The organism is Flavobacteriales bacterium (genome assembly GCA_026129465.1).
Taxonomy (GTDB): domain Bacteria; phylum Bacteroidota; class Bacteroidia; order Flavobacteriales_F; family PHOS-HE28; genus PHOS-HE28.
On record JAHCIA010000001.1, the window covers coordinates 2,425,565 to 2,451,182 of the forward strand.

20 protein-coding genes are annotated in these 25,618 nt (G+C 64.5%); 16 read left to right on the forward strand and 4 right to left on the reverse strand.

Features of this window, described 5'->3' with window-relative positions; genetic code table 11:
• Window positions 1-86: 86 nt before the first annotated feature.
• Both KIT10_10445 and KIT10_10450 read left to right on the forward strand, forming a co-directional pair.
• Window positions 87-1,289: a hypothetical protein gene (locus KIT10_10445; GenBank protein ID MCW5899678.1), complete on the forward strand. Its 1,203-nt coding sequence runs from the start codon at window positions 87-89 to the stop codon at window positions 1,287-1,289.
• Window positions 1,290-1,464: 175 nt separating this feature from the next.
• Complete coding sequence (locus KIT10_10450) at window positions 1,465-2,217, forward strand: YebC/PmpR family DNA-binding transcriptional regulator (protein MCW5899679.1); 753 nt, start codon at window positions 1,465-1,467, stop codon at window positions 2,215-2,217.
• 118 nt (window positions 2,218-2,335) lie between these two features.
• On the opposite strand, the gene KIT10_10455 is transcribed toward KIT10_10450, so the two are convergent.
• Complete coding sequence (locus KIT10_10455) at window positions 2,336-4,246, reverse strand: nitrate- and nitrite sensing domain-containing protein (GenBank protein MCW5899680.1); 1,911 nt, start codon at window positions 4,244-4,246, stop codon at window positions 2,336-2,338.
• A gap of 87 nt (window positions 4,247-4,333) precedes the next feature.
• On the opposite strand from KIT10_10455, the gene KIT10_10460 reads away from it, so the two are divergent.
• The 4 genes from KIT10_10460 to KIT10_10475 all read left to right on the forward strand — a co-directional run bounded on the left by KIT10_10460 (window position 4,334) and on the right by KIT10_10475 (window position 9,267).
• On the forward strand, window positions 4,334-5,875 hold the full coding sequence (locus KIT10_10460) for an acyl-CoA carboxylase subunit beta (GenBank protein ID MCW5899681.1): 1,542 nt from the start codon (window positions 4,334-4,336) through the stop codon (window positions 5,873-5,875).
• Between the two features lie 102 nt (window positions 5,876-5,977).
• Window positions 5,978-6,748, forward strand: coding sequence for a hypothetical protein (locus KIT10_10465; protein MCW5899682.1), 771 nt, complete (start codon window positions 5,978-5,980; stop codon window positions 6,746-6,748).
• Between the two features lie 102 nt (window positions 6,749-6,850).
• Window positions 6,851-8,617, forward strand: a complete 1,767-nt coding sequence (locus KIT10_10470; protein MCW5899683.1) for a sensor histidine kinase — start codon at window positions 6,851-6,853, stop codon at window positions 8,615-8,617.
• Window positions 8,614-9,267 (forward strand): response regulator transcription factor, encoded by a 654-nt coding sequence (locus KIT10_10475; protein MCW5899684.1) that lies wholly within the window; start codon window positions 8,614-8,616, stop codon window positions 9,265-9,267. The genes KIT10_10470 and KIT10_10475 overlap by 4 nt, the downstream gene beginning before the upstream one ends.
• Window positions 9,268-9,275: 8 nt before the next feature.
• Here the strand turns inward: KIT10_10475 and KIT10_10480 are convergent, their stop codons facing one another.
• Window positions 9,276-10,037, reverse strand: coding sequence for a sulfite exporter TauE/SafE family protein (locus KIT10_10480; GenBank protein ID MCW5899685.1), 762 nt, complete (start codon window positions 10,035-10,037; stop codon window positions 9,276-9,278).
• Window positions 10,038-10,149: 112 nt separating this feature from the next.
• Between KIT10_10480 and KIT10_10485 the strand changes: the two genes are divergently transcribed.
• Both KIT10_10485 and purD read left to right on the forward strand, forming a co-directional pair.
• Window positions 10,150-10,785 carry a redoxin family protein gene (locus tag KIT10_10485; protein MCW5899686.1) on the forward strand — a complete coding sequence of 212 codons (636 nt, stop codon included), beginning with the start codon at window positions 10,150-10,152 and terminating at the stop codon, window positions 10,783-10,785.
• A gap of 126 nt (window positions 10,786-10,911) precedes the next feature.
• Window positions 10,912-12,234 carry a phosphoribosylamine--glycine ligase gene (gene purD, locus KIT10_10490; protein MCW5899687.1) on the forward strand — a complete coding sequence of 441 codons (1,323 nt, stop codon included), beginning with the start codon at window positions 10,912-10,914 and terminating at the stop codon, window positions 12,232-12,234.
• Between the two features lie 7 nt (window positions 12,235-12,241).
• Here purD and KIT10_10495 read toward each other — a convergent pair whose 3' ends face one another.
• Window positions 12,242-12,421, reverse strand: coding sequence for a hypothetical protein (locus tag KIT10_10495; protein MCW5899688.1), 180 nt, complete (start codon window positions 12,419-12,421; stop codon window positions 12,242-12,244).
• 60 nt (window positions 12,422-12,481) lie between these two features.
• Here KIT10_10495 and KIT10_10500 point away from each other — a divergent pair, with 60 nt between their 5' ends.
• Window positions 12,482-13,453 carry a hypothetical protein gene (locus KIT10_10500; protein MCW5899689.1) on the forward strand — a complete coding sequence of 324 codons (972 nt, stop codon included), beginning with the start codon at window positions 12,482-12,484 and terminating at the stop codon, window positions 13,451-13,453.
• A gap of 52 nt (window positions 13,454-13,505) precedes the next feature.
• On the forward strand, window positions 13,506-14,195 hold the full coding sequence (purQ, locus tag KIT10_10505; GenBank protein ID MCW5899690.1) for a phosphoribosylformylglycinamidine synthase subunit PurQ: 690 nt from the start codon (window positions 13,506-13,508) through the stop codon (window positions 14,193-14,195).
• Between the two features lie 7 nt (window positions 14,196-14,202).
• Here purQ and KIT10_10510 read toward each other — a convergent pair whose 3' ends face one another.
• The gene (locus tag KIT10_10510; GenBank protein MCW5899691.1) at window positions 14,203-16,287 is read right to left on the reverse strand and encodes a CotH kinase family protein; all 2,085 of its coding nucleotides are present in this window, start codon (window positions 16,285-16,287) and stop codon (window positions 14,203-14,205) included.
• A 40-nt stretch (window positions 16,288-16,327) separates the two neighbouring features.
• Between KIT10_10510 and KIT10_10515 the strand changes: the two genes are divergently transcribed.
• From KIT10_10515 to KIT10_10540, 6 genes are all read left to right on the forward strand, one after another.
• Complete coding sequence (locus tag KIT10_10515; protein MCW5899692.1) at window positions 16,328-17,926, forward strand: hypothetical protein; 1,599 nt, start codon at window positions 16,328-16,330, stop codon at window positions 17,924-17,926.
• A gap of 109 nt (window positions 17,927-18,035) precedes the next feature.
• Entirely contained in the window at window positions 18,036-19,346 is a 1,311-nt protein-coding gene (locus tag KIT10_10520; protein MCW5899693.1) for an aspartate aminotransferase family protein, read from the forward strand.
• Window positions 19,347-19,444: 98 nt separating this feature from the next.
• Window positions 19,445-20,425: a carbon-nitrogen hydrolase family protein gene (locus KIT10_10525; GenBank protein MCW5899694.1), complete on the forward strand. Its 981-nt coding sequence runs from the start codon at window positions 19,445-19,447 to the stop codon at window positions 20,423-20,425.
• A gap of 11 nt (window positions 20,426-20,436) precedes the next feature.
• A complete protein-coding gene (locus tag KIT10_10530; GenBank protein MCW5899695.1) occupies window positions 20,437-20,961 on the forward strand; it encodes a VOC family protein in 525 nt (174 codons plus the stop codon).
• Between the two features lie 64 nt (window positions 20,962-21,025).
• A complete protein-coding gene (locus KIT10_10535) occupies window positions 21,026-23,761 on the forward strand; it encodes an aminotransferase class I/II-fold pyridoxal phosphate-dependent enzyme (protein ID MCW5899696.1) in 2,736 nt (911 codons plus the stop codon).
• Window positions 23,762-23,820: 59 nt separating this feature from the next.
• Window positions 23,821-25,476 carry a biotin carboxylase gene (locus KIT10_10540; GenBank protein MCW5899697.1) on the forward strand — a complete coding sequence of 552 codons (1,656 nt, stop codon included), beginning with the start codon at window positions 23,821-23,823 and terminating at the stop codon, window positions 25,474-25,476.
• Window positions 25,477-25,618 lie beyond the last annotated feature (142 nt).

Here is a 25,618-nt window from a genome sequence, read left to right on the forward strand (position 1 = left end):
GGCCACCGGGGCTTTTCACATTTCTTCACCTTTCCTGTAACTCGTGGCGAGGTGCTCCGTCCCATGGATACAGACGACGACAGATCATGAAGAAGCTCCTCACCATCGCACTGGCCTGTGGCACCCTGGGCCTTGCCGCCCAACAGGACAGCCTGCCGCCGCCACCACCCGTGCCGGCCGTGCCCCAGGTGCCCGCCATACCCGAGGTACCACAAACGCCCCAGGTCCCTGGGACAAAGGTCATCACCACCCACTCCGCCGTGATCGAGCGCAGCAACGGCACCAAGCGCATCGTGGTGGTGCAGGGCGATACCACCATCATCGTCACCAAGGATGCCGATGGCCGCTCCACCGTGGTGATGAAGATGGGCGACGAGGCGAGCGACCTGGACAGCGCCGTGGTGATCGCCCGCCGTGCTTATGTGACCATGGGCGTGGATAAAAAGGGTGGTCATGTGCGCATCGGCGCCGATGGCGATGACAAGGACCCGGTGACCATCGAGACCAAGCGCAAGGTGTACCGCATCTACACCGACGTGCGCAAGGAGAAGACCGACAGCGCGCGCTACGCCGCCCGCATCAAGGAACTGCGCACCGAGCGCCGCAACCTCTTCACCTACTGGAGCGGCCTGGACCTGGGCGTGAACACCCTGCTGGGCCCCGATGGCGACACCGACCTGGACAAGAACGCCGAGTTCATGGAGATCGACCACGGCCGCTCGCGCTTCTTCAGCATCAACTTCATGGAGCAAAAGCTGGAGTTGTGCGGCCACCACCTGGGCCTGTACACCGGCCTGGGCTGGGAGTTCGCCAACTACCACCTGAAGAACAACGTGCTGCTGGCCTACAACGCCGATTCCATCTACGGCATCCCCGTGGAGACGCCCGACTTCCGCAAGAACAAGCTGCGCCAGATGGGCCTGCGTGTACCCCTGATGCTGGAGTTCAACACCAAGCGCGCGCCGCTGCCCACCCGTGAGGAGATGGCCGCGGGCAAGAAGACCGGTTTCGACCGCAAGGGCAATTTCCACCTCGCCATAGGCGTGGTGGGCAGCTGGTACTTCGACACCATGTACAAGCAGAAATACCGCATGGAGGGCGAGGACCGCAAGGACCGCGACAAGGGCGACTACCTGCTGCTGCCTTACCGCGCCGCCGCCAGCGTGCGTATGGGCTACGGCGGCCTCAACCTCTTCGCCGAATACGCCCTCACCTCCATGTTCCGCGATGGCAAGGGGCCGGAGTTGACGCCCTTCAACGTGGGCCTCACGATCGTCGGGTTCAACTAAGCGATCCAGCCGCCGGACGCGCGTGCTGCGGTCCGGGCGGGCTTTCGGTGAGCGACGAGGGAGTTGGACCTGGCAGGGCCGCCGGCGCGCAAGCGACCGGCGGCTCTTCGCTTGATGGGCCCCCCGGCCGCGCCCCGCCCTATTTTAGCGCCCCTTTCCGCAACACCCCGCTCCCATGGGCCGCATATTCGAGAAGCGCAAGCACAAGATCTTCAAGCGCAACGCCCAGCTCAGCAAGCTCTTCACGCGCATCGGCAAGGAGATCGCCATGGCCGTGAAGGCCGGTGGCCCCAGCCCCGAAGCCAACAGCCGCCTGAAGGTGGCCATCGCCAACGCGCGCGGCATGAACATGCCCAAGGACAACATCGACCGCGCGATCAAGAAGGCGGCCGGTGGCGATGAGGCCGACTACCAGGAGATGACCTACGAGGGCTACGCGCCCGGCGGGGTGGCCATCTTCGTGGAGGCCGCCACCAACAACCCCAACCGCACGGTGGGCAATGTGCGCAGCTTCTTCACCAAGGTGGGCGGTACCCTGGGCACCAGCGGATCACTCAGCCACATGTTCGAGCGCAAGGCCGAATTCACCGTGACCCACGAAGCGGTGGGCCAGCGCGATACCGATGAGTTCGAGATGGAACTGATCGATGGTGGCGCCGACGATGTGCTGCGCGAAGAGGAGGGTTTCATCATCTACGCTTCGTACCAGTCCTTCGGGCAGATGCACAAGAAATTGGAGGAACTCGGCGTGGAGGTGAAGAGCGCCGAACTGAAGCGCTTCCCCCTGGTGACCACCCCGGCCGACATCGTCACGGCCCGCGCCGTGATGAAGCTGGTGGACCTGTTGGAGGACGACGACGACGTGAACGCCGTGTACCACAACATGGACCTCACCGAGGAGGTGGCGGAGGAGCTGGAGAAAGGGTAGTAGGTGGGTCATGCTGGCGCGCAGGGTCAACGCTTGACGCAGGTAGCAGGTCGGGCTGGAGCCGGAGCATACGCCCTCATGTGCATTTGAGCACATGGCCGCATGCGCACATGCTTCCTCACTGGGTCCTGAACCGGATGTGGTAGCGCGTGCCCTGCGGTCCGCCCTCCACGGTCATGCGGCCGTTGAGTTGGTCCACCAGGCTTTCGATCAGTGACATGCCCAGGGTGGTGGAACCGTTCTGCAACTTCTCGAGGGGCAGGCCCACGCCATCGTCACTGTAGAACAGGTCGAAGCCATCATCCTCCACACGGTGCAGGCCCAGATGCACGCGGCCCTCGCTGCGCCCCTGGAAGGCATGCTTGAAGGAGTTGGTGATGAGCTCGTTGAACAGCAGGCCCAAGGGCACCATGGTATTCAGTTCGAAGGCGAGGTCGGGATCGATGTCGGTGTGGTACACGATGCGGTCGCCCACATCATTGAGGCGCACCAGCTCGGCGAACAGTTCCTTGATGTAGAGGGCCACATCCACCGTGGCGAGCTCATCGCCCTTGTACAATTTCTCGTGGATCAGCGCCATGGAGGTCACGCGGCTCTGGCTCTGGTCGAAGGCGGTCTGTAGGCGCTCATCGGTGATGTTGCCGGCCTGCAGGCGCAGCAGGCTGGCGATCACCTGCAGGTTGTTCTTCACCCGGTGGTGCATCTCCTTGATCAGGAGTTGGATCCGCTCGTGCGCATCCTCCAATTTGCGTTTCTCCTCCTGCAGGGCCAGGGCCTGTTCCTGGTCGCGCAGGCGGGCGGCCTTGAGGTTCTCCTTCATCCGCGCCAGGGCGTTGCCCAGCACATCCCGGGGTCCGCGCACCGGCACATTGGTGTCGTAGTTGCCCTTGCCGATCGCGTCCGCGCTGCTGGCCAACGCGCGGATATTGTGGATCATCTCGTTGAAGGAGGAGGCCATCTGGCCCACCTCATCGCGGCTGCCCACGGGCACCTCGGCGCTCACGTCGCCCACGGCCAGGGATCGCGTGGCGTGGGTCACCTCGTTCACCGTGTTGCGCACACCGCGCATGATGAGTATCCCCATCACGGCCACCGCGCCGATGACGCCGAAGAGGGCGGCCAGCGTGATGAGCAGGCGGCGGCGCGCGTCGTGCGCATTGGCCGCCGTGGCCGCCAATATCGCCGCCAGCGAGGTGTCCTCCACCGATTTGAGGCGGTCGATGGCCGTGAGCGAGAGGTCCCACCAAGCTTCCGGGGCCATGGCATCCTGTCCGATGCCGCGCCGCTCCTTCACCGTGCCGATCACCGAGCGCATGAGGTTGATGTCCGGACCTTGGAACACGCTGCGGTAGGAGCTCATCACCTCGGGGGGCGCGTCACGTTCGAACAGGAGCATGTTGGTCTCGTACTGCGCGATGCGCTCACCGAGCGCCGCCATGTCGGCCACGGGCAGTGCATTCTGCGCCAGGGCCATGCTCAGCCGGTCGTGCACGGCGCTGAGCGCCTCCTTGGCGTGGAGCAGCCGCAGATGCGCGTAAAGGCGGTCCTTCGTTTCGGGGTCCAGCGCCAGGCGGCCCACACGCCCCAGTTCATCCAGCACGGCATGCGCCATCACATGGTAGCCGCGTGAGGCGGAGAGGGCATCAATGCGCCTTTCCAGTGTCTGCATCCGAAGTACGCCCAGGCCAGAAAGCGCCTCGGCACCCTCCACACGGCCATCGGTGGCCGCCACTTGCAGGGAGTGCGCGGCGGCGTCCGTCCTGCCTTGTTGCTCCAAGAGCCGTGTCCGCTGTATGGGCAGCCGTTCCAGGTAGGCCACGGCATGGGCGCTCTCCTTCTGCAGTTCATGCGTCACATCACTCAGCAGCCCGATGCGCACGGACTGCTCCCTGATGTAGGTGTACACCTGGCTCCGCTTGGTGCTCGAATCCACCTGCTTGCCGATGAGCAGCACCATGCCCATCACGGGGATGCCCAGCGTCACCAGGAACTTGGTGCGTACGGGAAGGTCGGCGAAGCGCCACGGCATGGCCCTCGAAAGTAAGCCAATGCCCGGCTCCCCGTCCACGCCGACGCATCGCCCGGCCTTACTTTGGCCCCGCACCGCAGCAAGGCCATGAAGGAACATTTCGACGACCTGGAAGCGCGCACCGCCCAAGCGCTGGAAGGAGGCGGCCCCGAGCGCATCGCCGCGCAACACAAGAAAGGCAAGCTCACCGCACGCGAACGCATCGGTCTGTTGCTGGACGAAGGCAGCTTCGAGGAGATCGGCCAGCTGGTGACGCACCGCAGCACGGCCTTCGGGCTGGACAAGCAGACCTTCCTGGGCGATGGCGTGGTGACCGGTTACGGCCGCATCGACGGACGGCTGGTGTACGTCTTTTCGCAGGATTTCACCGTCCTGGGCGGATCGCTCGCCGAAGCGCACGCCCAGAAGATCTGCCGCATCATGGACCTGGCGCTCCAGAACGGCGCCCCGGTGATCGGGCTCAACGACAGTGGTGGCGCCCGCATCCAGGAAGGCGTGGTGAGCCTGGCCGGTTACGCGGACATCTTCTACCGCAACGTGCGGGCGAGTGGCGTGGTGCCACAGATCAGTGCCATCCTCGGGCCCTGTGCGGGCGGCGCCGTGTATAGCCCGGCCCTCACCGACTTCGTCCTCATGACCGAGGGCACCAGCTACATGTTCGTCACCGGCCCCAACGTGGTGAAGACCGTGACGCACGAGGAGGTGAGCAGCGAGGACCTCGGTGGCGCCTCCACGCACGCCAGCAAGAGCGGCGTGGCACATTTCACCGCGCCGAACGAACTGGAGGCCATCCGCGAACTGCGCCGGCTCGCTGGCTACCTGCCCGCCAACTGCGAGGAGGACCCACCCGCATGGCCCTGGACGCCTGGTGATGAGCGGCGCCCGGAACTGGACACCATCATCCCCGACAACCCCAACCAGCCCTATGACATCCGGCAGGTGCTCAACGCGGTGATCGACCCCGACAGCAGCATGGAGGTGCACGCCGACTATGCCCGCAACATGGTCATCGGCTTCGCGCGGGTGGCCGGCCGCACCGTGGGCTGCGTGGCCAACCAGCCCGCCGTGCTCGCTGGGGTGCTGGACATCGACGCCTCCATCAAGGCCGCCCGTTTCGTACGCTTCTGCGACGCCTTCAACATCCCGCTGCTGGTCTTCGTGGACGTGCCCGGCTTCCTGCCCGGCACCGACCAGGAGTGGCGTGGCATCATCAACCACGGCGCCAAGCTGCTGCACGCCTTTTGCGAAGCCACCGTGCCGCGCATCACCGTCATCACCCGCAAGGCCTACGGCGGCGCCTATGACGTGATGAATTCCAAACACATCGGCGCCGACATGAACTACGCCTGGCCCAGCGCGGAGATCGCCGTGATGGGCGCCAAGGGCGCGGCCGAGATCATTTTCAAGAGCGAGATCGCCAAGGCGGAGGACCCCCAGGCCAAGTGGAAGGAGAGGGAATTGGAATACCAGCAGCGCTTCGCCAATCCCTATGAGGCCGCCGCGCGCGGTTTCGTGGACGAGGTGATCCGCCCCAGCGAGACGCGCGTGAAGATCATCGCCGCACTCGACATGCTGCGCGACAAGGTGGACCACCTGCCGAAGAAGAAGCACGGCAACATCCCGCTCTGAGGGGGCCGGCCGTGATCTACGGGGATCCCCGTAGCGGATCACGGCGATCCACCCAGGCCGCAGGCACGTAGGAAGGGGCAAATTCGCCGAAACATGAAAACCATGATGCGTACCCACATCCCCCTCCGCAACATCGCCCTCGTGGCCTTGACCCTGGGCCTGGCCATGTCAGGCTGCAAGAAGGACGACGACCCACCCGCACCCGCACCCCCGGCTGGCGGTGGCGGCGGTGGATCGCAGACCCCCGGCACCACGCCCAACTTCGTCGGCGCCGACGGACTCCTGGCCGCCACGCGCGTGATCACCTCGCAGGACGGCCCCTTCGGCCCGATCGAATTCACCATGGGCGTGGCCAGCGGCGCCTTCTCCAACGACGACTGGAGCACCTTCGTGAGCGTGGGCGCCGTGACCTGCAACAGCGAAACCCTTACCGCACAGAGCAACAACAGCTACGTGTTCATGCCCGGTGCCGCCAACCCCTCGGGCATCGACCTCACCGCCTCCAACAACGTCACCTGGACGGTGGCCGGCGGCAACGGCTTCCCGGACTTCGATCGTACCATCACGGGTCCATTCCCGGGCGCGGGCCCCATCACCAGCAGCGCCACCATCGTGCGCTCGCAGGGTTACACGCTCACCAGCTCCTCGGTGCTCAACGCCGATTCGGTGGTGTTCACCCTGGGCAGTTTGGTGAAGACCCTGCCGGGCAACGCCGCTTCCTGCTCCTTCTCCGTCGCCGAACTTGAAACGCTCGCCGCCGGCGCGTCGCTGGTGCAGATCGCCCCGTACAACAGCACCACGGAGGATATCGGTGGCAAGACCATCTACTTCGTGAAGCAGGCCTCACGCTCACGCTCTGTGACCCTGCAATAGAACAAGTTCCCCCTGCCTGGCGGGCCGCACTTCCGGACACTTCGGAGGTGCGGCCCGCCGCTTTCCACATGCCGCAGGACATCGCACCTTTGCGATGCCCTCATGCGATCCCTTTACAGGTCCTTCATCGGCGCTGCCACGTGGCTGTTCGCCGCGCAGTGCGCGTTCGCGCAGCCCGCCGACCCAGTGGATTCCATGCTGGCCGTACCCTACAACGACCTGGTGCGCGACCTGCGCGCCTCCGAGATCGGTCTGCGCGCGGCCATCCAGCAAGCCAAAGCCAGCGGCCGCCGGGAGGCACAAGGCGACCTGCATCGCCTGATGGGAACCGTCATTGGTTTGACCGGCCAGAGCGACAGTGCCGCTTTCCATGGCTTGGCCGCCGCGGACATTTTCCGCCAATTGGGCCACCGCCGCAAACTGGGCGTGATGCTGTGCGACATGGGCCATGGCACCAAGCGCCGCGACCTGGACAAGGCTTTCGACTACTACCGTGAGGGGATCGCCATACTGGAGGAATTGGATGCGCGCAGCGAGCTCACCCGCGGCTACAACAACTTCTCCATGCTCTTCGAGATGCGCGGCGACGTGGACAGCGCACTGATCATCGCGCGTAAAGGACTGGCATTGAAAGAGGAGTTGAATGACAGCACCGGTCTGCCCTACGGTTTGAACCGCGTGGCGCTCTACCTTTTACACAAGGAACGCTTCGAGGAGTCGCTGGCCTTGATGCGGCGTGCCGAGGAGATCCGCCGGCTGACCAACGATGTGCATGGCCTGGCAGAACAACAGGTGTTCTTCGGTGACCTGCACCAGGCCTGGGGCCGCATACCGGAGGCCATCCACCATTTCCGCGAGGGAGTGCGCCATGCGCAAGCAATGGGCATCCCCTACATGGAGCAATACTGCCAGGAGCGCCTGGCCGAGATCCATGAACGGCGCGGCGAACCTGACCTGGCGCTGATCGCCACCCGCCGCGCCTTCGCCATCAAGGACAGCCTGCTCAACGAGCGCAACAGCCGTGTGATCCTGGAACTGGAACAGCGCTATGAAGTGGCCGAGAAGGACCGCGCCATCGCCGAATTGGGCGCTGCCGCCATGCGACGTCAATTGATGGTCTGGCTGGCGCTGGCCACCTTGGTGGTGGTGGTGGTGAGTGGCCTGCTTTTCTATCAGGTGAAGCGTCGCAGGCAGCGTGCTGAACGCGATGCGGCCATCATCCGCGAGCGCGAATCCGGCTTGAAGGCCGTGTTCGAGGCCACCGAGAACGAACGCCGCAGGCTCGCGGCCGAATTGCACGATGGCGTGGGCCAGCAGCTCGGCGGATTGAAGCACCGCCTGGAGAGCATGCGCGAAAAAATGCCGCCCGGCGATAGCACGGCACCCCTGGCCGATGTGATCCACATCGTGGACGACACCAGCCGCGAAGTGCGCGACCTGGCCCACCAGATGATGCCCAAGGCGCTTGGTCGTCTCGGCCTGGTACCCGCGCTGGAGGAGATGCTGCGCCGCGCCTTCCAAGACACCGGTACCAACTTCTCCTTCGACCACTTCGGCGTGGACGGCGAACTCCGTTCCGAGGTCGCCACCGGTCTTTACCGCATCGCCCAGGAACTGGTGGGCAACATCATCAAGCACGCCCAGGCCAACCAGGTGGATGTACAATTGCTGCGCAACAAGGACCACCTGGTGCTGATGGTACAGGACGATGGCCGGGGCTTCACCGGCAGCAACGGCCAGGGCATCGGCATGAGGAATGTCAGCGATCGTGCACGGGCCATGGGCGGAGCTTTCGAGATCGAAGGACGGCCCGGGCAGGGCACGGAAGCCACCGTGCGCGTACCGTTGCAAGTGGAACAGGAGGCATGAGCGGAGGAACGAACGACATCCGGGTGTTGCTGGTTGACGACCACCGCATCATACTCGACGGTCTCAAGGGACTGCTGGAGGCGGCCGTGGACATCAACTGCGTAGGCACCGCATCGGACGGTGCCGATGCCATCTACCAGTGCGGCCACCTCGGCGCCAATGTGGTGCTCATGGACATCGACATGCCGGTGCTCGATGGCATCGCCGCCACCGAACGCCTCAAGCGCGACCACCCGCAGGTGAAGGTGATCATCCTCAGCATGCACGACGAGGCCGCCTTGGTCCGGCGCGTGATGGAGTTGGGTGCCGATGGCTACCTGGTGAAGAATTGCGGACGCGAAGAACTGCTGCTGGCCATCCGCGATGTGCATGCCGGCCGCAAGCACTTCAGCAGCGCGCTGATGGAAAGTCTGTTGCACCAGAAGATCGAGAGCGATCAACAGCACGATCTGTTGAAAGACCTCAGCGAACGCGAGGTGGAAGTGCTCGCCGCGCTGGCCGAGGGGCTCACCAACAAGGAGATCGGCGAGCGGCTCTTCATCAGCCCCCGCACCGTGGACACCCACCGCACCAACCTGATGAAGAAGCTAGGCACCCACAACGTGGCGGGACTGGTGCGTATCGCGATCAAGGCGGGGCTGGTGAAATAACAAGCACTTCACATCACCCCCAGCAGCAACGCCAGGGCGAAACCCAGCACCAGCAGGCCCACGATCACCTGCACGCTGCGCAGGGTCACCCTGGGGATGAGGCGCCTGCCCCACCAGGACCCGAGAAATGCGGCCAGCACAGAGGCGATGAGCAGCGGCCATTGGGCCTGCAACTGACCCGCCGGCAGATGGGTGGCATAGACCGGCAGCCGGACAAGGTCCACCAATACGGCGATGACCGTGCCCGTAGCGATGAAGGCCTCCTTGCCCATTCCGGTGCGCAACAGGAAGATGCTGCGCAACGCGCCCTGGTGACCGCTGAGGCCGCCGAAAAAGCCGCTGAGCGCACCACCCGGCACCAGCCAGCGCGGCGAGAGCGCCCAAAGTTTCGCCCCGGGCCACAACTCCAGCAGTGCGAACACGGCCATCAGCAGCGCGATCACCAATTGCGGGGCGCTTACCGGCACATGTAAGCCAGGATAGAGATAAGGCACCCCTTCCAACCGCACCAGACAGCTTGCGCCCAGCCATGCTCCTGCGATGCCCGCCAGGCCGAAACGCAGCACCACACCGCGATCGGCCGAGCGCCACAGCAGGCCGGTCTTGAACAGGTTGTTCAGCAGGTGAACCGCCGCCGTCAACGCCACAGCCAGGTCCACCGGAAAGAAGAGCACGAAAGCCGGCAGTAACAGGGTGCCCAGCCCGAAACCGGCGAAAAGCGTGAGCAGCGAAGCGGCCAATGCGGCCAGGGGGATCCAGAGTTCCGCCATCAGGCTTCCAAGGTCGGAACGGAAGTCCTTCAGGCAACGCGGGCGGCTCCGGCGCGGTCATTGTTGCTACCTTCGGGTCCCTTCCTTCAACGCAACCTTCCAACACACCGACATGATGATCAAGATGCTTTCCGTAGCCGCGCTTGGCGTGCTGGCCACCGCCGCGCACGACCCCCTGCCCACCTTGGAACTGGGCGCCAAACTGCCCGCCGCCGGTCAGAAGATGATGGACGTCTCCGGCAAGGAGGTCTCCCTGCAGGAGATCGCCGGCGGCAATGGCCTGCTGGTGGTCTTCACCTGCAACACCTGTCCCTTCGTCATCGGCCGGGGTGCCGAGAACGTGGGCTGGGAGGGCCGCATGCCCGAGCTGGCCGCCATCGCCAAGCGCTTCAGCATCGGTGTGGCGCAGATCAACAGCAACGAGACGAAGCGCGGCGAGGGCGACGGCTTCGAGGACATGAAGACGCGCTACGCGGAGAAGAACCTCGGCGGACATTACCTGCTGGACAAGGGCCATGTGGTGGCCGATGCCTTCGGCGCGCGCACCACGCCGCACGTGTTCCTCTTCAACAAGAACATGGAACTGGTGTACAAGGGCGCCATTGACGACAACCACGCGGACCCCGCGCAGGTGAAGGAGCCCTGGCTGAAGAACGCCATGGTCAACCTGAACAACGGCCAGCCGATCGACCCGGCTACGACGCGCAACATCGGTTGCAGCGTGAAGCGCGCCGAACACAAGCACTGATCCCCTCCACTCCTTTCGAGCGACGCCGTGTCCCGCAGGGGGCGCGGCGTTGTTCATTGGTGGATAAAATGCCCGCCGCCCGCCGGGGCGCGCACCGTTCCTTTGTGGGAAAGCATCCTCAGCGGCATGAACGTATTGCTCATCGGTGGCGGCGGCAGGGAACACGCGCTGGCCTGGAAAATGGCCCAGAGTTCCCTGCTGGACGAATTGTGGGTCTCGCCCGGCAACCCGGGCACCCTGCGCCATGGGCGCAATGTGGACCTGGACCTGAAGGACCAGAAGAAGTTGCGTGCCTTCCTGCTGGAGAAGCGCATCCGGATCGTGGTGGTGGGTCCTGAGGCGCCCCTGGTGGATGGTCTGCACGACCGCATCGCCGACGATCCCGAATTGGCGGGTATCGTCACCGTGGTCGGCCCACGTGCCGAAGCGGCAAGGCTGGAGGGTTCGAAGGATTTCGCCAAGGAGTTCATGTTCCGCCACAACATCCCCACGGCCGCGTACCGCACTTTTCTCAAGGGGCAGCACCAGCAGGCCGTCGACCATCTCGCAAGCATGTCGCCGCCCTATGTGATCAAGGCCGATGGCCTGGCCGCCGGCAAGGGCGTGGTGATCACCGACGACCTGCGCGCTGCCACCACCACCGTTAAGGACATGCTCTCGGGCAAGAGCTTCGGCAGCGCCGGTGAGCGTGTGGTGATCGAGCAATTCCTCAAGGGCGTCGAGCTCAGCGCCTTCCTCATCACCGATGGGGAGTCCTTCAAGATGCTCCCGGCCGCCAAGGACTACAAGCGCATCGGCGTGGGCGATACCGGCCCCAACACCGGCGGCATGGGCGCTGTATCGCCGGTGCCCTTCGCCGACAAGGACTTCATGCAGAAGGTGCACGATCGCGTCGCGGCGCCCACCATCCGCGGCCTGCGCATGGACGGCATCCCTTACAGCGGCTTCCTGTTCATGGGGTTGATGAACGTGGGCGGCGACCCCTACGTGATCGAATACAACGTGCGCATGGGCGATCCCGAGGCCCAGGCCGTGCTGGCCCGCCTGCGCAGCGACCTGCTGGACGTGTTCGAGGGTATCGCCACCGGCACCCTGAGCGAAAGCCACGTGGATGTGGACGACCGCACGGCGGTGAGCGTGGTGCTGGCCTCAGAGGGCTATCCCGGCAGAACGGAGAACGGCCGCCCCATCACCGGACTGGAACTCGTACGCAACGCCTACGTGTTCCAAGGTGGCACAGCCGAAAAGAACGAACGGCTGGTGACGAACGGCGGCCGCGTGATGACGGTGACGGCCCTGGGCAAGGATCTGGAACAGGCCATGCTGAACGCCTACGCGAACGCGGCCTTGATCAGCTATGAGGGGAAAACGATGCGGCCCGATATCGGCAGCGACCTGGTGCGCAACAAGCAGGGTTCTGCGCAGCCCAGTGCCAAAGCCGGGGTGTAGGAAGGCTTCAGGCGATGGTGCCCTGCTCCTTGGCCTTGCGGTTGTACTTGCCCTGCAGGCCCAGCCAGTACACCATGCCCAGAACACCGATGATGGTGAAGAGGATGTTGGGCAACCAGCCCAAGGCGGGCAGGACGGTGAAGGTGGCCTCGAGGAACTTGGCGACGGCGAACGCGATATCCTGCATCGGTGTGGGGCTTGCGTGGGCCAAATATAGCGCTGGCCCGGAGCCCGGCACCCCGCATCCATGATCGCCACGACCTTCCGCAGCAACCGTCCCGCGGTGCTTCTGTTGGCGCCCCCCCTGTGTCTGCTGCTCTTTGGTGGCATGCCCTTCCGGACCTATCACCCCTATGGTGAAGCCATGCCTCTTTATGCGTTGCTGCAGTCGGTGGCGGGGCTGACGCCCTGGTTGCCCGGCATCGTCGGCGTGCTGCTCATCATGGCCATCACCGTGCAGCTGGCCCGGCTCGCCAACGACACCGAACAACTGGACCGGCGCAACCACCTGCCGGCGATGCTCTTCCCCTTGTTCCTGGCCACCTTCGGTCAGGGCCTGGTACTGGACCCCGCGCTGGCGGGCATGCCCCTGGTGCTGTGGGCCATGCGCCGCACGTGGGCCGTGGGCAAGGCAGGCCATGCCTTGCGGCAGGTCTTCGATGCGGGACTGCTGCTCGGGGCCGCATCGCTCTTCTACCTGCCCTATGCCTTTCTGCTGGTGGTGGTATGGTCCTCCGTGGCGGTTATCCGGCCTTTCCAATGGCGCGAGTACCTGCTGCCCGTCATCGGTGTTGGAGTCGTCTTCTTTTTCGCCTGGGCCTGGCTCCATGTCAGTGGCATGGGGCCGTGGCGGCCACTGACCACCATACCGGAATGGGGACGGCCCGTGGTGCCCGCGCCCGCGGGACAACGTGTGCTGGCCTACCTCGTGGCCGGCGGGCTTGCGCTGGTGTCGATCATCAACTACAGCTCCAGCTACCAACGCGCCGTGGTCCGGTTGAAGAACCTGCGGGCTTCGTTCATGGGGTTGGTGGCGGCCCTGGGCGTGGTCGTCCTCGCGCTGCGCCTGTTGAACGGCGCCTTCCCGCCGGTGCTCTTCGCCGCGCCCATGGCCGTCTTCCTCGCGCATCCCTTCCTCGGTGAGCGGCGCGCCTGGCTCCAAGAGACCACTTGTCTGGCGCTGCTCATTCTGGCGCTGTGGGCGCAGTGGGGCGCCTAAGCGGGCACGGGCATGTACCTTCGCCGCGCCGATCGAAAACCGGCGGTATACCATGCGCACAGGCGTCGTCATCTTCCCGGGATCGAATTGCGACGAGGACATGATCCAGGTGTTGTCCAGCGTGACGGGCCGTGAGGTGGAGCGCCTCTGGCACAAGGAGCACGACCTGAAAAAGGTGGACCTGGTGGTGTTGCCCGGTGGTTTCTCCTACGGCGATTATCTGCGCAGCGGGGCCATCGCGCGCTTCTCGCCGATCATGACGGAGGTGGCCTCGCATGCCGCGAAAGGCGGTTTGGTGCTGGGCGTCTGCAACGGATTCCAAGTGCTGTGCGAAGCGGGCCTGCTGCCAGGCGCGCTACTGCACAATGAAGGGCAGCGCTTCATCGCGAAGAACGTGTTCATCCGCCCGGCCACCCGCAAAACAGTGCTCACCGCCGCCGTCCCCGACCGTGCCCTGAAGATCCCCATCGCGCATGGCGAAGGGCGCTACCATGCCGACGGTGCCACGCTGAGGTCTTTGCATGAGGGCGACCAGGTGATCTTCCGGTATTGCGACGCCGAGGGGCGCATCACCGAGACGGCCAACCCGAACGGCAGCAAGGAGAACATCGCGGGCATCTGCAACGCCGCACGCAACGTGTTCGGCATGATGCCCCACCCGGAGCGCGCAGCCGATGAACGCCTGGGCAACACCGACGGCCGCTCGCTCTTCGAGTCGCTGCTGCAGGCCGTGGCCGCCTGATCGGACATCAACGCACCACGTGCCACACCTGGCCAATAGGCCGGAACAGCGGGCGCAGTCTCCTCGTCTTCGCGGGATCGAGGGTGATGCTGGGTGACGTGTCATCCACACCCTTCCATCCGGCGAATTCGTGGCCTGCGGCGGGTATCGCTTCAAAACGCAGCGGCACACCGGTTAGGCAGTGCAACTGCCGGGCCCCGGGCGACAGGGCGAGTCCTTCGATGCGCAACTCGCCCATGGCGACGGGCGGCGCTTCCACCTCCATGCCGCGCTGCTTGTGGCCGGTGTGGTTGGCGAGGTGTCGCATCAAGTGCGCAGGACGCTGATCGATGAAGCCGCGCATGGCCGTGCGTGAAGCATCGGGCGACGGGTGCTCCAACTCCAGGTCCCAGCGGCGGTGGTCGGTCCAGAGTTCGTTGGCGTGCGCGCTGTGGATGCTGTCCACCATCGGGATGGCATGGTCCGGATGGAAGGCCGTGGCTTGCAGCGCAACAAGGCGCGCGAGGAGCTTCGGCGCCACTTGCGGATGCGTCAAAAGCCAGGGCACATAAGGTGTTTCCGGCAGATGAGCACCGGCCATGCGCGCCACGCTGTTCTCTTCCGGTGCGGCCCAAAGGTCCATGTCGAAGAGCACCCAGCGCCATCGGCCTCCGCTCACTGCCGGTCGATGCGCACGCACGTTGAGGTCGTGGTCTCCCCGTCCGGTCCACAGGTCGATACAGGCCAGATCGATCAAGCTGGCCAGATCGATCAACGCCTCCAAGGTGTCGATCGGTGCGCGTGAAACGATGGCCTGCTGCGCGCGGCGGAAATGCTTGGCGCTGCCGGCCACCTTGCGTGCGGCGGGGCCGGCCACCACCTCCACCGCTTCGGCGCCAAGCACCTGCCGGGACCATGCGGGATCCTTGGCGGGCATCCAGCGGTACAGGCCCCAGTAGCGGCCGTTGAGGTAGAGCGGCAAAGGTTCGGAGCATTGCACGTCCACGTCCAATCCGTAGCGCGTCACCATCGTCTCCATCAGGCGGTTCCGCAAAAAAGCGTGCGGGCTGGCGTCCGCGCGCAGGATGCCTTCGCGCAGCTTGATGCCACCGGGCAAGGGCAACGCATCAGGGCCGCCATATCGATCGCGCGCGAAGAGCTTGAACGACCGCTTCGCCAGCCCGCGCGAGCCGCTGCCATGCAGCCGTGCACCAACAGGAGCAGGTGGCTTGCCGGGAATTTCCAGCATGGCCGCTCGCTCCCACGCCCGGCCCTGCCGCGTGTGGTTCGCCGACGTCCCCGGTCCGTAGATGCCCGAGTCGCCGTGCAGGTCCTCCGGCGGCATGCTCAGTGCGATGCAGGGACGACCACCGTTGCCGATGATGTAGGTGGCGTGCAGCTCCTCTCCGGGCAGGCGGTCATTCGCATAGGCCCTGGTGCGCAACACCGCGTTGCGCTCGATCGTGATCGGCGCGGTGTACAACATCGCATGCGGACCATCGGGACCACTGCCATCCAGCGTGTAGCGCGCTTCGCATCCCGGACAAGCATGCAGGACCACTTCCACCGGCGCCGGATGCTGACCGCCTGCCACGGAGGCCACAGGCGCTGGCGTCAAGCCCTTGCGCATATGATCGGTGGCATTGGCCGACCCCGGGGTCGGGGGATCGAAGAGACTCCATCCTCGCGCACCATCGGGCTGGCGGCCCATGGAAACATCGGCCGGCAATGCGGGCCAGGTGAATACATCCAGGATGGCAGTGCCATCGGCGGCCACCAGCAACAGCGTTCCGCCCGAGCGTGGCAGGCGGAAGGCCAGGTGATCCGGCCCCGGCTTCACCTGACCCGAAGCGAAGAGCAATGCGTGGTCCTTCGGCGGCACGATCCGCGATGCCTCGAAGACATGCACCCGGTCGCCCAGCGCCAGCCGCATGCCCCGCAGGTCCACCGGCCGGGCGCCGGCATTGTAGAGTTCCAGCAGGTCGGGACTGCGGCCCTGGCCATCGGTCCAACTGCCGCCGTTGGCGGGCAGCACCTCGTTGATGAGCAACTGCCCCGCGGCCGGAACCAGCCCGGCGCACAGCCATACCAGCAGGGTTGAAGCCGCTCTCACCGGCCGAAATTAGGGCGGACGCGCACCTTGCACCATCTTCGTGGATGACAACTCCCTATTGGAACAGGTGGTCATCAGACTCCCGCATGTGATCGTCGTCTCCGTCCTTTCCTGCGCGGCGTTCGCCCAGGAAGTGGATGTTCTTTGGAGCGCGACCTACGGTGGTACGCATGGCGACTGGCTGGATGACGTGAAGTGGTGTCCGGATGGCGGAGTCATTGCCGTTGGCAGAACGCTGTCCAACAACGGCGATGTGACCGGCAACCACGACCCTACCGAGCACCACATGGACATCTGGCTGGTGAAGCTTGACAGTACCGGAGCATTGGAGTGGCAGGGCTGCTATGGCAGCCCCATGGTGGACTACCCCAGGCGCGTGGCTGTAGCCGCCGACGGCGGCTATTTCGTCGTGGGGACGGCCACGGTGAATGGCGGTGATGTGAGCGGATGCCACGGTGGCAAGGACGGCTGGATCTTCAAGACCGATCAAGCCGGGACGCTGGTCTGGCAGAACTGCATCGGCGGCTCCGCGGATGACGAATTCTGGGATGTGGAAGCGCTGCCGGATGGTGGTGCGTTGATCCTGGGCTACACGTACTCCAACAATGGCGACGTCTCCGGCCATACTGGTACGTCCACGGACGCCTTGCTGGTCCGTGTGGATGTGCACGGCACCATCATCTGGCAGCACTGTTTCGGCAACGACCAGGAATATGGCCGCACCATGACCCGCACGCCGGATGGACACGTCACCATTCTGGGGGAGCGTTTGGGAAATGCCGGTTGTCCGTGGGGCGGTTATGAGCTCTGGGCGGCCAGTTTGAACGCGGCCGGGGTCCCGGTATGGACCACTTGCGCGGGTGGCAGTGGGCATGAATCCGCAAGGGGGATCGCCCGCACTGCGGATCATGGATATGTGTTCGTAGGCGCATCCACTTCCACCGACCACCATGCCACGGGGAACCACGATCCCAGTGGATCCACTTGGGACATGTTCGTCGTACGAACGAACAGCACAGGGGCCATTCTATGGTCCAAAATGCTCGGCGGAACAGGGAATGATGGCGCTGAGGATGTAGCGGTGCTCCCCGATGGGACCATCAGGGTCGTAGGCTGGACCAACTCGAACGATCACGACGTGTCGGGCAACCATGGGTCCAGGGATGTGTGGATCGTGGACCTGGACGATGGAGGTCAGATGCTGTGGTCGCAGAGTTTTGGTGGCTCCCTTTTCGATGAAGGCTGGGCGATGGATGTATCACCCACCGGAGCCACCGTCATTGGAGCACGATCCACCTCAAGCGATGGCGACGTTCCAGGAACTCCCATGAACTGGATCGACTACTGGGTGTTCGCGATAGCGCCGAAGGACTTTACCACACATGGAGGACAACCCCTATCGGCAGGGCCTGATATACAAGTGGCGTACGACCCTACCGCCGGGATACGGATCACCTGCGCCACACCGCTTCGCGGGAGAGTGTCGATCCTGGATGCCACCGGCCGGATGATCCAGGAGACCGGCATGGACGGCACGGACCTGCACATGCCGGTTCCCGGCGTCGCTCCAGGGCTCTACTATCTGAGCATCACACACAGTGTTGGCAGGCGGGTGAAGAAGATGATGCTCTCGCCCTGAATGGATCGCGCGACGCTGTGGCTCCGGCCATGCCCCGCCAGCCATCGGCGATCCGGAATATGCGGCCCTGCGCGATAGTTCGGAACTTCGTCCCCGCGTTCCCATCATCATGACCGAGCAACTCACCCGCAGCCAGGAACTCATCGCCCGCCGCAAGGCCGCCATACCCAATGGCGTGGGCATGTTCAACTACGCCACCGCAGCCAGTGCCAGCGGCGCCGTCATCACCGACCTGGACGGCCGCGAACTGATCGACTTCGCCGGGGGCATCGGCGTGGTGAACGCCGGCCACTGCCCGCCACCCGTGGTAAAGGCCATCCAGGAGCAGGCGGAGAAATTCCTGCACGTCAGCTTCAACGTGGCCAGCTACGAGCCCTACATCGCCCTCTGCGAGAAGCTCAACGCGCTGCTGCCCCACGGCGGGCCCACCAAGACGATGCTGGTGAACACCGGTGCCGAAGCCGTGGAGAACGCCATCAAGATCGCCCGGCAAGCCACCAAGCGCCCCGGGGTGCTCTGCTTCACCGACGCCTTCCATGGCCGCAGCATGATGGCCATGACGCTCACCAGCAAGGTGGGCTACAAGCCGGATTGCGGCCCCTTCGCACCGGAGGTCTACCGTACGCAGTACCCCAATTTCTACCGCTACGGCGCAGGACGCAGCGAGGCGGAATTCGTCAAGGCCGAGCTGCATCGCTTGGAGGAACTCTCCCACAACACGGTGGACCCCAAGCAGCTGGCCTGCGTGATCATCGAACTGGTGCAGGGCGAAGGCGGTTTCAACGTGGCGCCCAAGGGTTATGTGGAGGGTATGCGGAAGTGGTGCGATCAGCACGGCATCCTGCTGATCTTCGACGAGGTGCAGGCGGGCTTCGGCCGCACTGGTGCGTGGAGCGCCTTTGAGCATTTCGGCGTGGTGCCCGACCTGAGCACTTGGGCGAAGAGCTTGGGCAGCGGCATGCCCATTGGCTGTGTGATGGGCAAGGCGGAGATCATGGACAAGGCCGGCCCCAGCAGCATAGGCGGCACCTACATCGGCAACCCGGTGAGCTGTGCAGCGGCGCTGGCCACGATCCAGTACATGGAGGAGATCGACATCAATGCCAAGGGTAGGCACGTGGGCGACGTGATCCGCAAGCGTTTCGAGAAGATGAAGGCCAAACACGCCTGCATCGGCGAGGTGCGCGGCCTGGGCGCCATGATCGCCATGGAGTTCGTGAAGGACCATGACCCCCTGCAGCCCGACGCCGAGACCTGCACCGCGCTGATGAACGCCTGTGCCAAACGCGACCTTATCGTGATCACGGCCGGCACCGACAAGAACGTGATCCGTGTGCTCAGTCCGCTGGTGATCGGCGATGAGCTGCTCAACAAGGGGCTGGACATCATGGAGGAGGAATTGGACAGGATCGCGGGGTAGTAACCGGTCGTTAGTTGTCGGTTGCCAGGCCTCCGTCGCGATCGCGTCACGCTGGCACCACTGACAACGGACAACCGAGGCCTGACAACTGAACGAGCATGAAGCCCTTCTCAATAGCCGGCATCCAGATGCGCGTGAGCGCCTCCTACAGCAACGTGGAGGCCATGAAGCTGAAGCTGGACATCGTGATGAACATCTACCCCTGGGTGGACATGGTGTTGTTCAGCGAGCTGGCACCTTACGGGCCGCTCACGCATCACGCGCTCACACGGATCGAGGACTTCGAGGAGCAGATGCAGGCCATGGCGCGCAAGCACAAGATCTGGCTGTTGCCGGGCAGCGTGTTCGAGAAGGACGCCGAGGGCCGGATCTACAACACCGCCAGCGTGATCGACCCCGAAGGCAACGTGGTGGCGCGCTACCGCAAGATGTTCCCCTTCTACCCTTATGAAGTGGGCGTGACGCCGGGCAGTGGATTCTGCGTGTTCGACATCCCGGACGTGGGGCGCTTCGGGGTGAGCATCTGCTACGACATGTGGTTCCCCGAGACCACACGCACCCTGGCCGTGATGGGCGCCGAGGTGATCCTGCACCCCACGCTCACCGGCACCATCGACCGCGAGATCGAGCTGAGCATCGCACGCGCCAGTGCGGCGATCAACCAGTGCTACTTCTTCGACATCAACGGCCTGGACGCCGGTGGAAGCGGACGCAGCATCGTGTGCGGTCCGGAGGGGCGTGTGTTGTACCAGGCCGACAACAACGAGGAGATCATCCCCATCGAGATCAACATGGAGAAGGTGCGCCGCAGCCGCGAACTGGGCGTGCTGCGCCTGGGCCAGCCGTTGAAGAGCTTCCGCGACAACATCAGCGACTTCGAGATCTACCAGAAAGGCGCGCAACTGCCTTACCTCGACAGCCTCGGTCCGCTGATCAAGCCCAAGCGCGTGAAGGAGTTGGGCGATCTGCAGATCCAGGAGGAGACCGGCACGCCGGGCAAGCCCACCTTCGTACCGAGCATCAGGCCCCACCAGCCGGGACACCCACCGGCAACCACCACCACCGATATCACCGACTAGCAAGACCTACCATGGGATCCACCGCCAAACCCGCATCGCGCAAGGCCGCCGCACCGAAGGAATACGTCAGCTGGTTCGAGATACCCGCCTACGACCTCGGGCGCGCCAAGATCTTCTTCGACCATGTCTTCGGCATCAACATGGACACGCACCATGCGGGCGAATATGCCATGGCCTACTTCCCTCCGAACGGCTCATCGGGCGGTGCGGTGGTGCAGGGTCCGGGTTGCATACCCAGCGACTGCGGCGCGCTGATCTATTTGAACGCAGGTGAAGACCTGGACGGGATGCTTTCCCGGGCGGAAGAGGCCGGAGGCCGCGTGGTGATGGGCCGCACGCTTATCAGCGAGAATGCCGGGTCCTTCGCCCTGATCGTGGACAGCGAAGGCAACCGGCTGGCGCTGCATGAGAAACCGAACGCGGCCACCAGGCCCGTGGCCAGCAAGGCTGGTGCGAAGGCCGGCGCGCCCAGGACGAAGAAAGCCACGGTGAAGAGGAAAGCGGCACCGAAGAAAGTGGCCGGCAAGAAGCGGTAGGCCGGCCTGCTGTGCTGGCGGCCGCGATACGGCGCTTCCTACCTTTCCGCCTCTGCGCATCCGCATGGCCGACCACGCCCAAGCCCATTTCAACGCCTCGCGCCTGCGCACCTACACGTGGGACCGCCTGAAGCTGGCCACCGAGCAGCTCGCCAACGCCTCGGCGAAACCGGCACGCAAGGAAGCCGAACAGCAAGTGGAGCTGCTCCTCCAGGACCTGGAGGTCATCGAGCGCTACTGGGCCTACCCCGGCTGCGAGGCCGTGCGCGAGTTGCGCGGGCTTTTGACCGAAGCGAAGTACAACACGCTGGAACAATCCGTGGCCCAGCGCGTGCGCACCCTGGTCAGCGGCGCCTTCCGCAGCGAACCCGGCCTGCACGCCGATCACGCCGGCGACGAGGAGGAAGGCCGTCCGCGGCCCAAATACTTCGAGGTGCTCTTCGTGGACGAACTGGACGATGCCGAAACGCAGGACCTGAAACGCCGCCTGGCCGAGGCCCGCGACCCGCACGATCCCTTCGTGTACGACGCGATCGTGGTGCCGACGGTGCAGGACGCCTTGATCGCCCTGCTCTTCAACCCCAACATCCAGGCCTGTGTGGCGCGCTATGGCATCCCCTTCCCGTCGCCGAACATCAAGGGTCTGCTCAGCGAATACACCCGCGCCATCCAGGACATGGACCTCAGCGGTGTGCCCAAGGCCGACATGGGCCCCATGCTGGGCCGCATCATGCGCTGGTTCCGACCCGAGGTGGACCGCTACTACGTCACGGACACCCCGGTGATCGACCTGAAGGACAAGACCGTGCAGACCTTCCGCCGGATCTTCTACCGGCAGGAGGACCTCAAGGAACTGCACCTGCACATCCTGCGCGGTATCCAGGAGAAGTACGACACGCCCTTCTTCACCGCGCTCACCGAATACAGCCGCCGGCCCATGGGCGTGTTCCACGCCATGCCGGTGAGCCGCGGCAACAGCGTGTTCAAGAGCCGCTGGATCCAGGACTTCGGCGAGTTCTACGGCCGCAACCTCTTCCTTGCCGAGACCAGCAGCACCACCGGCGGCCTCGACTCGCTGCTGCAGCCCACGGGTCCATTGAAGAAGGCGCAGGAACTGGCCGCACGTGCCTTCGGGGCGCGGCAGACCTTCTTCGCCACCAACGGCACCAGCACCAGCAACAAGGTGGTGCTGCAGGCGCTGATCGAACCCGGCGACCTGGTGCTCATCGACCGCGATTGCCACAAGAGCCACCACTACGGCATGGCCCTCTGCGGCGCCTACCCCGTGTACCTGGACAGCTATCCCCTGCCGGATTTCAGCATGTACGGCGCCGTACCGCTGGAGCACATCCGAGAGAAGCTGTTGGAGCTGAAACGCGCCGGCCGCCTGGACAAGGTGAAGATGCTGCTGCTCACCAACAGCACCTTCGATGGTGTGGTGTACAACGTGCAGCGCGTGATGGAGGAGGTGCTGGCCATCAAGCCGGACATGGTCTTCCTGTGGGACGAGGCCTGGTACGCCTTCGCGGGCTTCAGCTACCTCTTCAAGCAGCGCACCGCCATGTACAGCGCCGCGCGCCTGCACCGCCGCTACCACAGCCCGGAGTACCGCGAGGAGTACGCCGCGCACATCGCCACCCTCAAGCCGGGTGGAACACCTCGCATGCCCGATCCGGACAAGGTGCGCATCCGCACCTACGCCACGCAGAGCACGCACAAGACGCTCACCTCGCTTCGGCAGGGCAGCATGATCCACATCTGGGACGAGGACTACAAGCGCCTGGTGGAGGACGCCTTCCACGAGGCGTACATGACGCACACCAGCACCTCGCCCAACTACCAGATCCTCGCCAGCCTGGACATCGGCAGGCGGCAGGTGGAGTTCGAGGGCTACGAGCTGGTGGAGAAGGCCGCCGAGCTGGGCATGCTGCTGCGCCGCAAGATCAACGACCACCCCAAGCTGCGGAAGTACTTCGACATCGTCACCATCGAGGACCTCATTCCGGAGCAATACCGCCCCAGCGGCTTGAAGGAATACTACACCGCCGGCAAGGGCTGGAACCGGATCGAGGAGGCCTGGGCGAAGGACGAGTTCGTGGTGGACCCCACCAAGATCAACCTCTATGTGGGCAAGACCGGCGTGGACGGCGACACGTTCAAGAACCGGTACCTGATGGACAAGCACGGGATCCAGATCAACAAGACCTCGCGCAACTCGGTGCTGTTCATGACCAACATCGGCACCACGCGCGGCAGCGTGGCCTACCTGATCCGCGTGCTGCTCAGCATCGCCGACGAACTGGAGGAGCGCGTGCAGGCCATGAGCTTCGCGGAGAAGAAGGTGCATCTGGCACGCATCCGCAGCCTTACCCAGGAGGTGCCGCCGTTGCCCGACTTCAGTCGCTTCCACGACAGTTTCCGCGCCGTGCCCAACGTGCCCGGCGGCAACCTGCGCGAGGCCTTCTTCCTGGCCTACAAAGAGGAGCACTGCGAATATGTGAAGCTGCACGACTGTCCTGCCGTATTGCGCGGCGGGCGCCAACTCGTCTCGGCCAACTTCGTCATCCCCTACCCCCCCGGCTTCCCCGTGCTGGTGCCCGGCCAGATCATCAGCGAGGGGATCCTGGACTTCCTCATCGCCCTGGACGTGAAGGAGATCCACGGCTACCGCGCCGAGCTGGGCCTGCGCGTCTTCGCCGATGCGGCGCTGAAGCGCAAGATGACGGGGACGGCACTCGGCGGCGCACGGGCGACAGCGATGGGCAATGGAGGAGGTGCGGCGCGAAGGGGGAAGGTGTAGGGGCCAGGTATCCTTACGCCATCGCCTGCTACCTTGGCCCTGTAGTACCAAGCATTCCCATGGCCAAGAAGAAGTCCTCCTCCCGCCGCCGCGGGAAACCAGCCCCCAAAGCCTCAGCGAAGGCTCCGACGAACAAGCGGAGAACGAAGAGCGCCAGGAAGCCCGCCGCCAGGAAGAAGGCGCCCGGCAAGGATCCGGCCGCACGGAAGAAGGCCTCCACCCGGAAGCCGCGGACCACCCCCAAGATGCTCCGTGGCGTCAGCGATATCCGCCGCTTCTTCTACCGCAACGAGGTGCCCATCTACTTCATCAGCGCCACCAGCTTCAACGTACTGGGCGCCGACGAGTGGATCAAGGGCTTCCGCTTCATCACCTACATCGACTGTTTCGACGGGCTTCACCCCAACAGCTTCACCCCGCAGGAGGAGCTTCCCCACGAGGAGTTCCAGAGCATCGAGGACATCAACAACTACCTGCTGGAGCACAAGGAGGTGCACGACTTCATCGAGAGCAGGATGCAGAAGGGACGCGCGGGCAAGGCCATGTTCCTGATGTTCGATGAGAAGACCGAGAAGCTGGCGCGCAAGCTGGGGCTGGAGGTGATCTTCCCTCCGGCCAAGCTGCGCACCTTCATGGACAACAAGGTGAACACCAACCGCATCGCCGAGAAAGCCGGTGTGGCCTGTGTGCCCTACGTGCTGCACCATGTGAAGAACTATGAGCACCTGCTGAGCTTGGCGCAGAAAGGCAGGCTGGGCACCGACCTGGTGGTGCAGACGCCCTTTGGCGACAGCGGCCACACCACCTTCTTCATCAACAGTGAGACGGACTATGACAAGTACAGCAAGGAGATCGAGGCGGAGAAGGAGTGCAAGATCATGAAGCGGATCAACTGCCGGGGCGCGGCCATGGAGGCCTGCGTCACGCAGCACGGCACCATCGTGGCGCCGCTGATGACCGAGCTGGTGGGCTTCAAGGAGCTGACCCCCTACAAGGGTGGCTGGTGCGGCAACGAGATCTACGCCGATGCCTTCACACCAAGCATCCGCCGCAAGGCGCGCATGTACACCCAGCGCTTCGGCGACCAGCTGCGCAAGGAGGGTTACAAGGGCTACTTCGAGCTGGACTTCCTGATCGACCAGGACAACGGCGAGATCTACCTCGGCGAGCTCAACCCCCGCATCACCGGCGCCAGCAGCATCACCAACCACGCGGTGTTCGCCCTGGCCGATGCACCGCTGCATCTCTTCCACATCCTGGAATGGATGGACCAGCCCTACGCGCTGAACGTGAAGGCGCTGAACAGCCGTTGGGGCCGTGCGGAGAACATCGACGGATGGGGGCAGCTGGTGATCAAGTTCACCGACGACCGCGTTGAGCGCGTGACCGAAGCGCCCCGCAGCGGCATCTGGCGCATGGGCAGGGACGGCCGTATCAACTTCAACCGCATGGACAGCCATCGCCGCGCCGTGGAGGGGGAGAACGAGGCCTTCTTCATGCGCATCACACGCACCGGCGACTGGCTTTACGAGGGCGCCGACATGGGCATTCTGGTGATGCGCGGCCGGATGATGACCGACGACTTCAAGCTGACCGAGCGCGCGAAGAAGTGGATCGCCGCGATCAAAGGGCAGTACAAGAGCGTGGTGCCCGGCGGCATGGGCGCGAATGGCGATCAGGGGGTGTTGGAGATCGGGGGCTTCAAGATGATGTGATGGAAGAGTGGCGAGTGGTGAGTGGCGGCCCACAGGGCCAACCCGCCGAGTGGCGAGTGAATGCCCTGGGCGAACACGTTCCGTGCAGGGCATGCACTCGCCACTCACCACTCGCCACTCACCTCTCTTCCTCCCCCCAACA

Coding starts and splice junctions, on each gene's coding strand:
- KIT10_10535 (MCW5899696.1), top strand. CDS start 21,026: ATGGCCGACCACGCCCAAGCCCATTTCAACGCCTCGCGCCTGCGCACC.
- KIT10_10525 (MCW5899694.1), top strand. CDS start 19,445: ATGAAGCCCTTCTCAATAGCCGGCATCCAGATGCGCGTGAGCGCCTCC.
- KIT10_10540 (MCW5899697.1), top strand. CDS start 23,821: ATGGCCAAGAAGAAGTCCTCCTCCCGCCGCCGCGGGAAACCAGCCCCC.
- KIT10_10530 (MCW5899695.1), top strand. CDS start 20,437: ATGGGATCCACCGCCAAACCCGCATCGCGCAAGGCCGCCGCACCGAAG.
- KIT10_10480 (MCW5899685.1), bottom strand. CDS start 10,037: ATGGCGGAACTCTGGATCCCCCTGGCCGCATTGGCCGCTTCGCTGCTC.
- KIT10_10455 (MCW5899680.1), bottom strand. CDS start 4,246: ATGCCGTGGCGCTTCGCCGACCTTCCCGTACGCACCAAGTTCCTGGTG.
- KIT10_10460 (MCW5899681.1), top strand. CDS start 4,334: ATGAAGGAACATTTCGACGACCTGGAAGCGCGCACCGCCCAAGCGCTG.
- purD (MCW5899687.1), top strand. CDS start 10,912: ATGAACGTATTGCTCATCGGTGGCGGCGGCAGGGAACACGCGCTGGCC.
- KIT10_10500 (MCW5899689.1), top strand. CDS start 12,482: ATGATCGCCACGACCTTCCGCAGCAACCGTCCCGCGGTGCTTCTGTTG.
- KIT10_10475 (MCW5899684.1), top strand. CDS start 8,614: ATGAGCGGAGGAACGAACGACATCCGGGTGTTGCTGGTTGACGACCAC.
- KIT10_10465 (MCW5899682.1), top strand. CDS start 5,978: ATGATGCGTACCCACATCCCCCTCCGCAACATCGCCCTCGTGGCCTTG.
- purQ (MCW5899690.1), top strand. CDS start 13,506: ATGCGCACAGGCGTCGTCATCTTCCCGGGATCGAATTGCGACGAGGAC.
- KIT10_10445 (MCW5899678.1), top strand. CDS start 87: ATGAAGAAGCTCCTCACCATCGCACTGGCCTGTGGCACCCTGGGCCTT.
- KIT10_10495 (MCW5899688.1), bottom strand. CDS start 12,421: ATGCAGGATATCGCGTTCGCCGTCGCCAAGTTCCTCGAGGCCACCTTC.
- KIT10_10450 (MCW5899679.1), top strand. CDS start 1,465: ATGGGCCGCATATTCGAGAAGCGCAAGCACAAGATCTTCAAGCGCAAC.
- KIT10_10520 (MCW5899693.1), top strand. CDS start 18,036: ATGACCGAGCAACTCACCCGCAGCCAGGAACTCATCGCCCGCCGCAAG.
- KIT10_10485 (MCW5899686.1), top strand. CDS start 10,150: ATGATGATCAAGATGCTTTCCGTAGCCGCGCTTGGCGTGCTGGCCACC.
- KIT10_10470 (MCW5899683.1), top strand. CDS start 6,851: ATGCGATCCCTTTACAGGTCCTTCATCGGCGCTGCCACGTGGCTGTTC.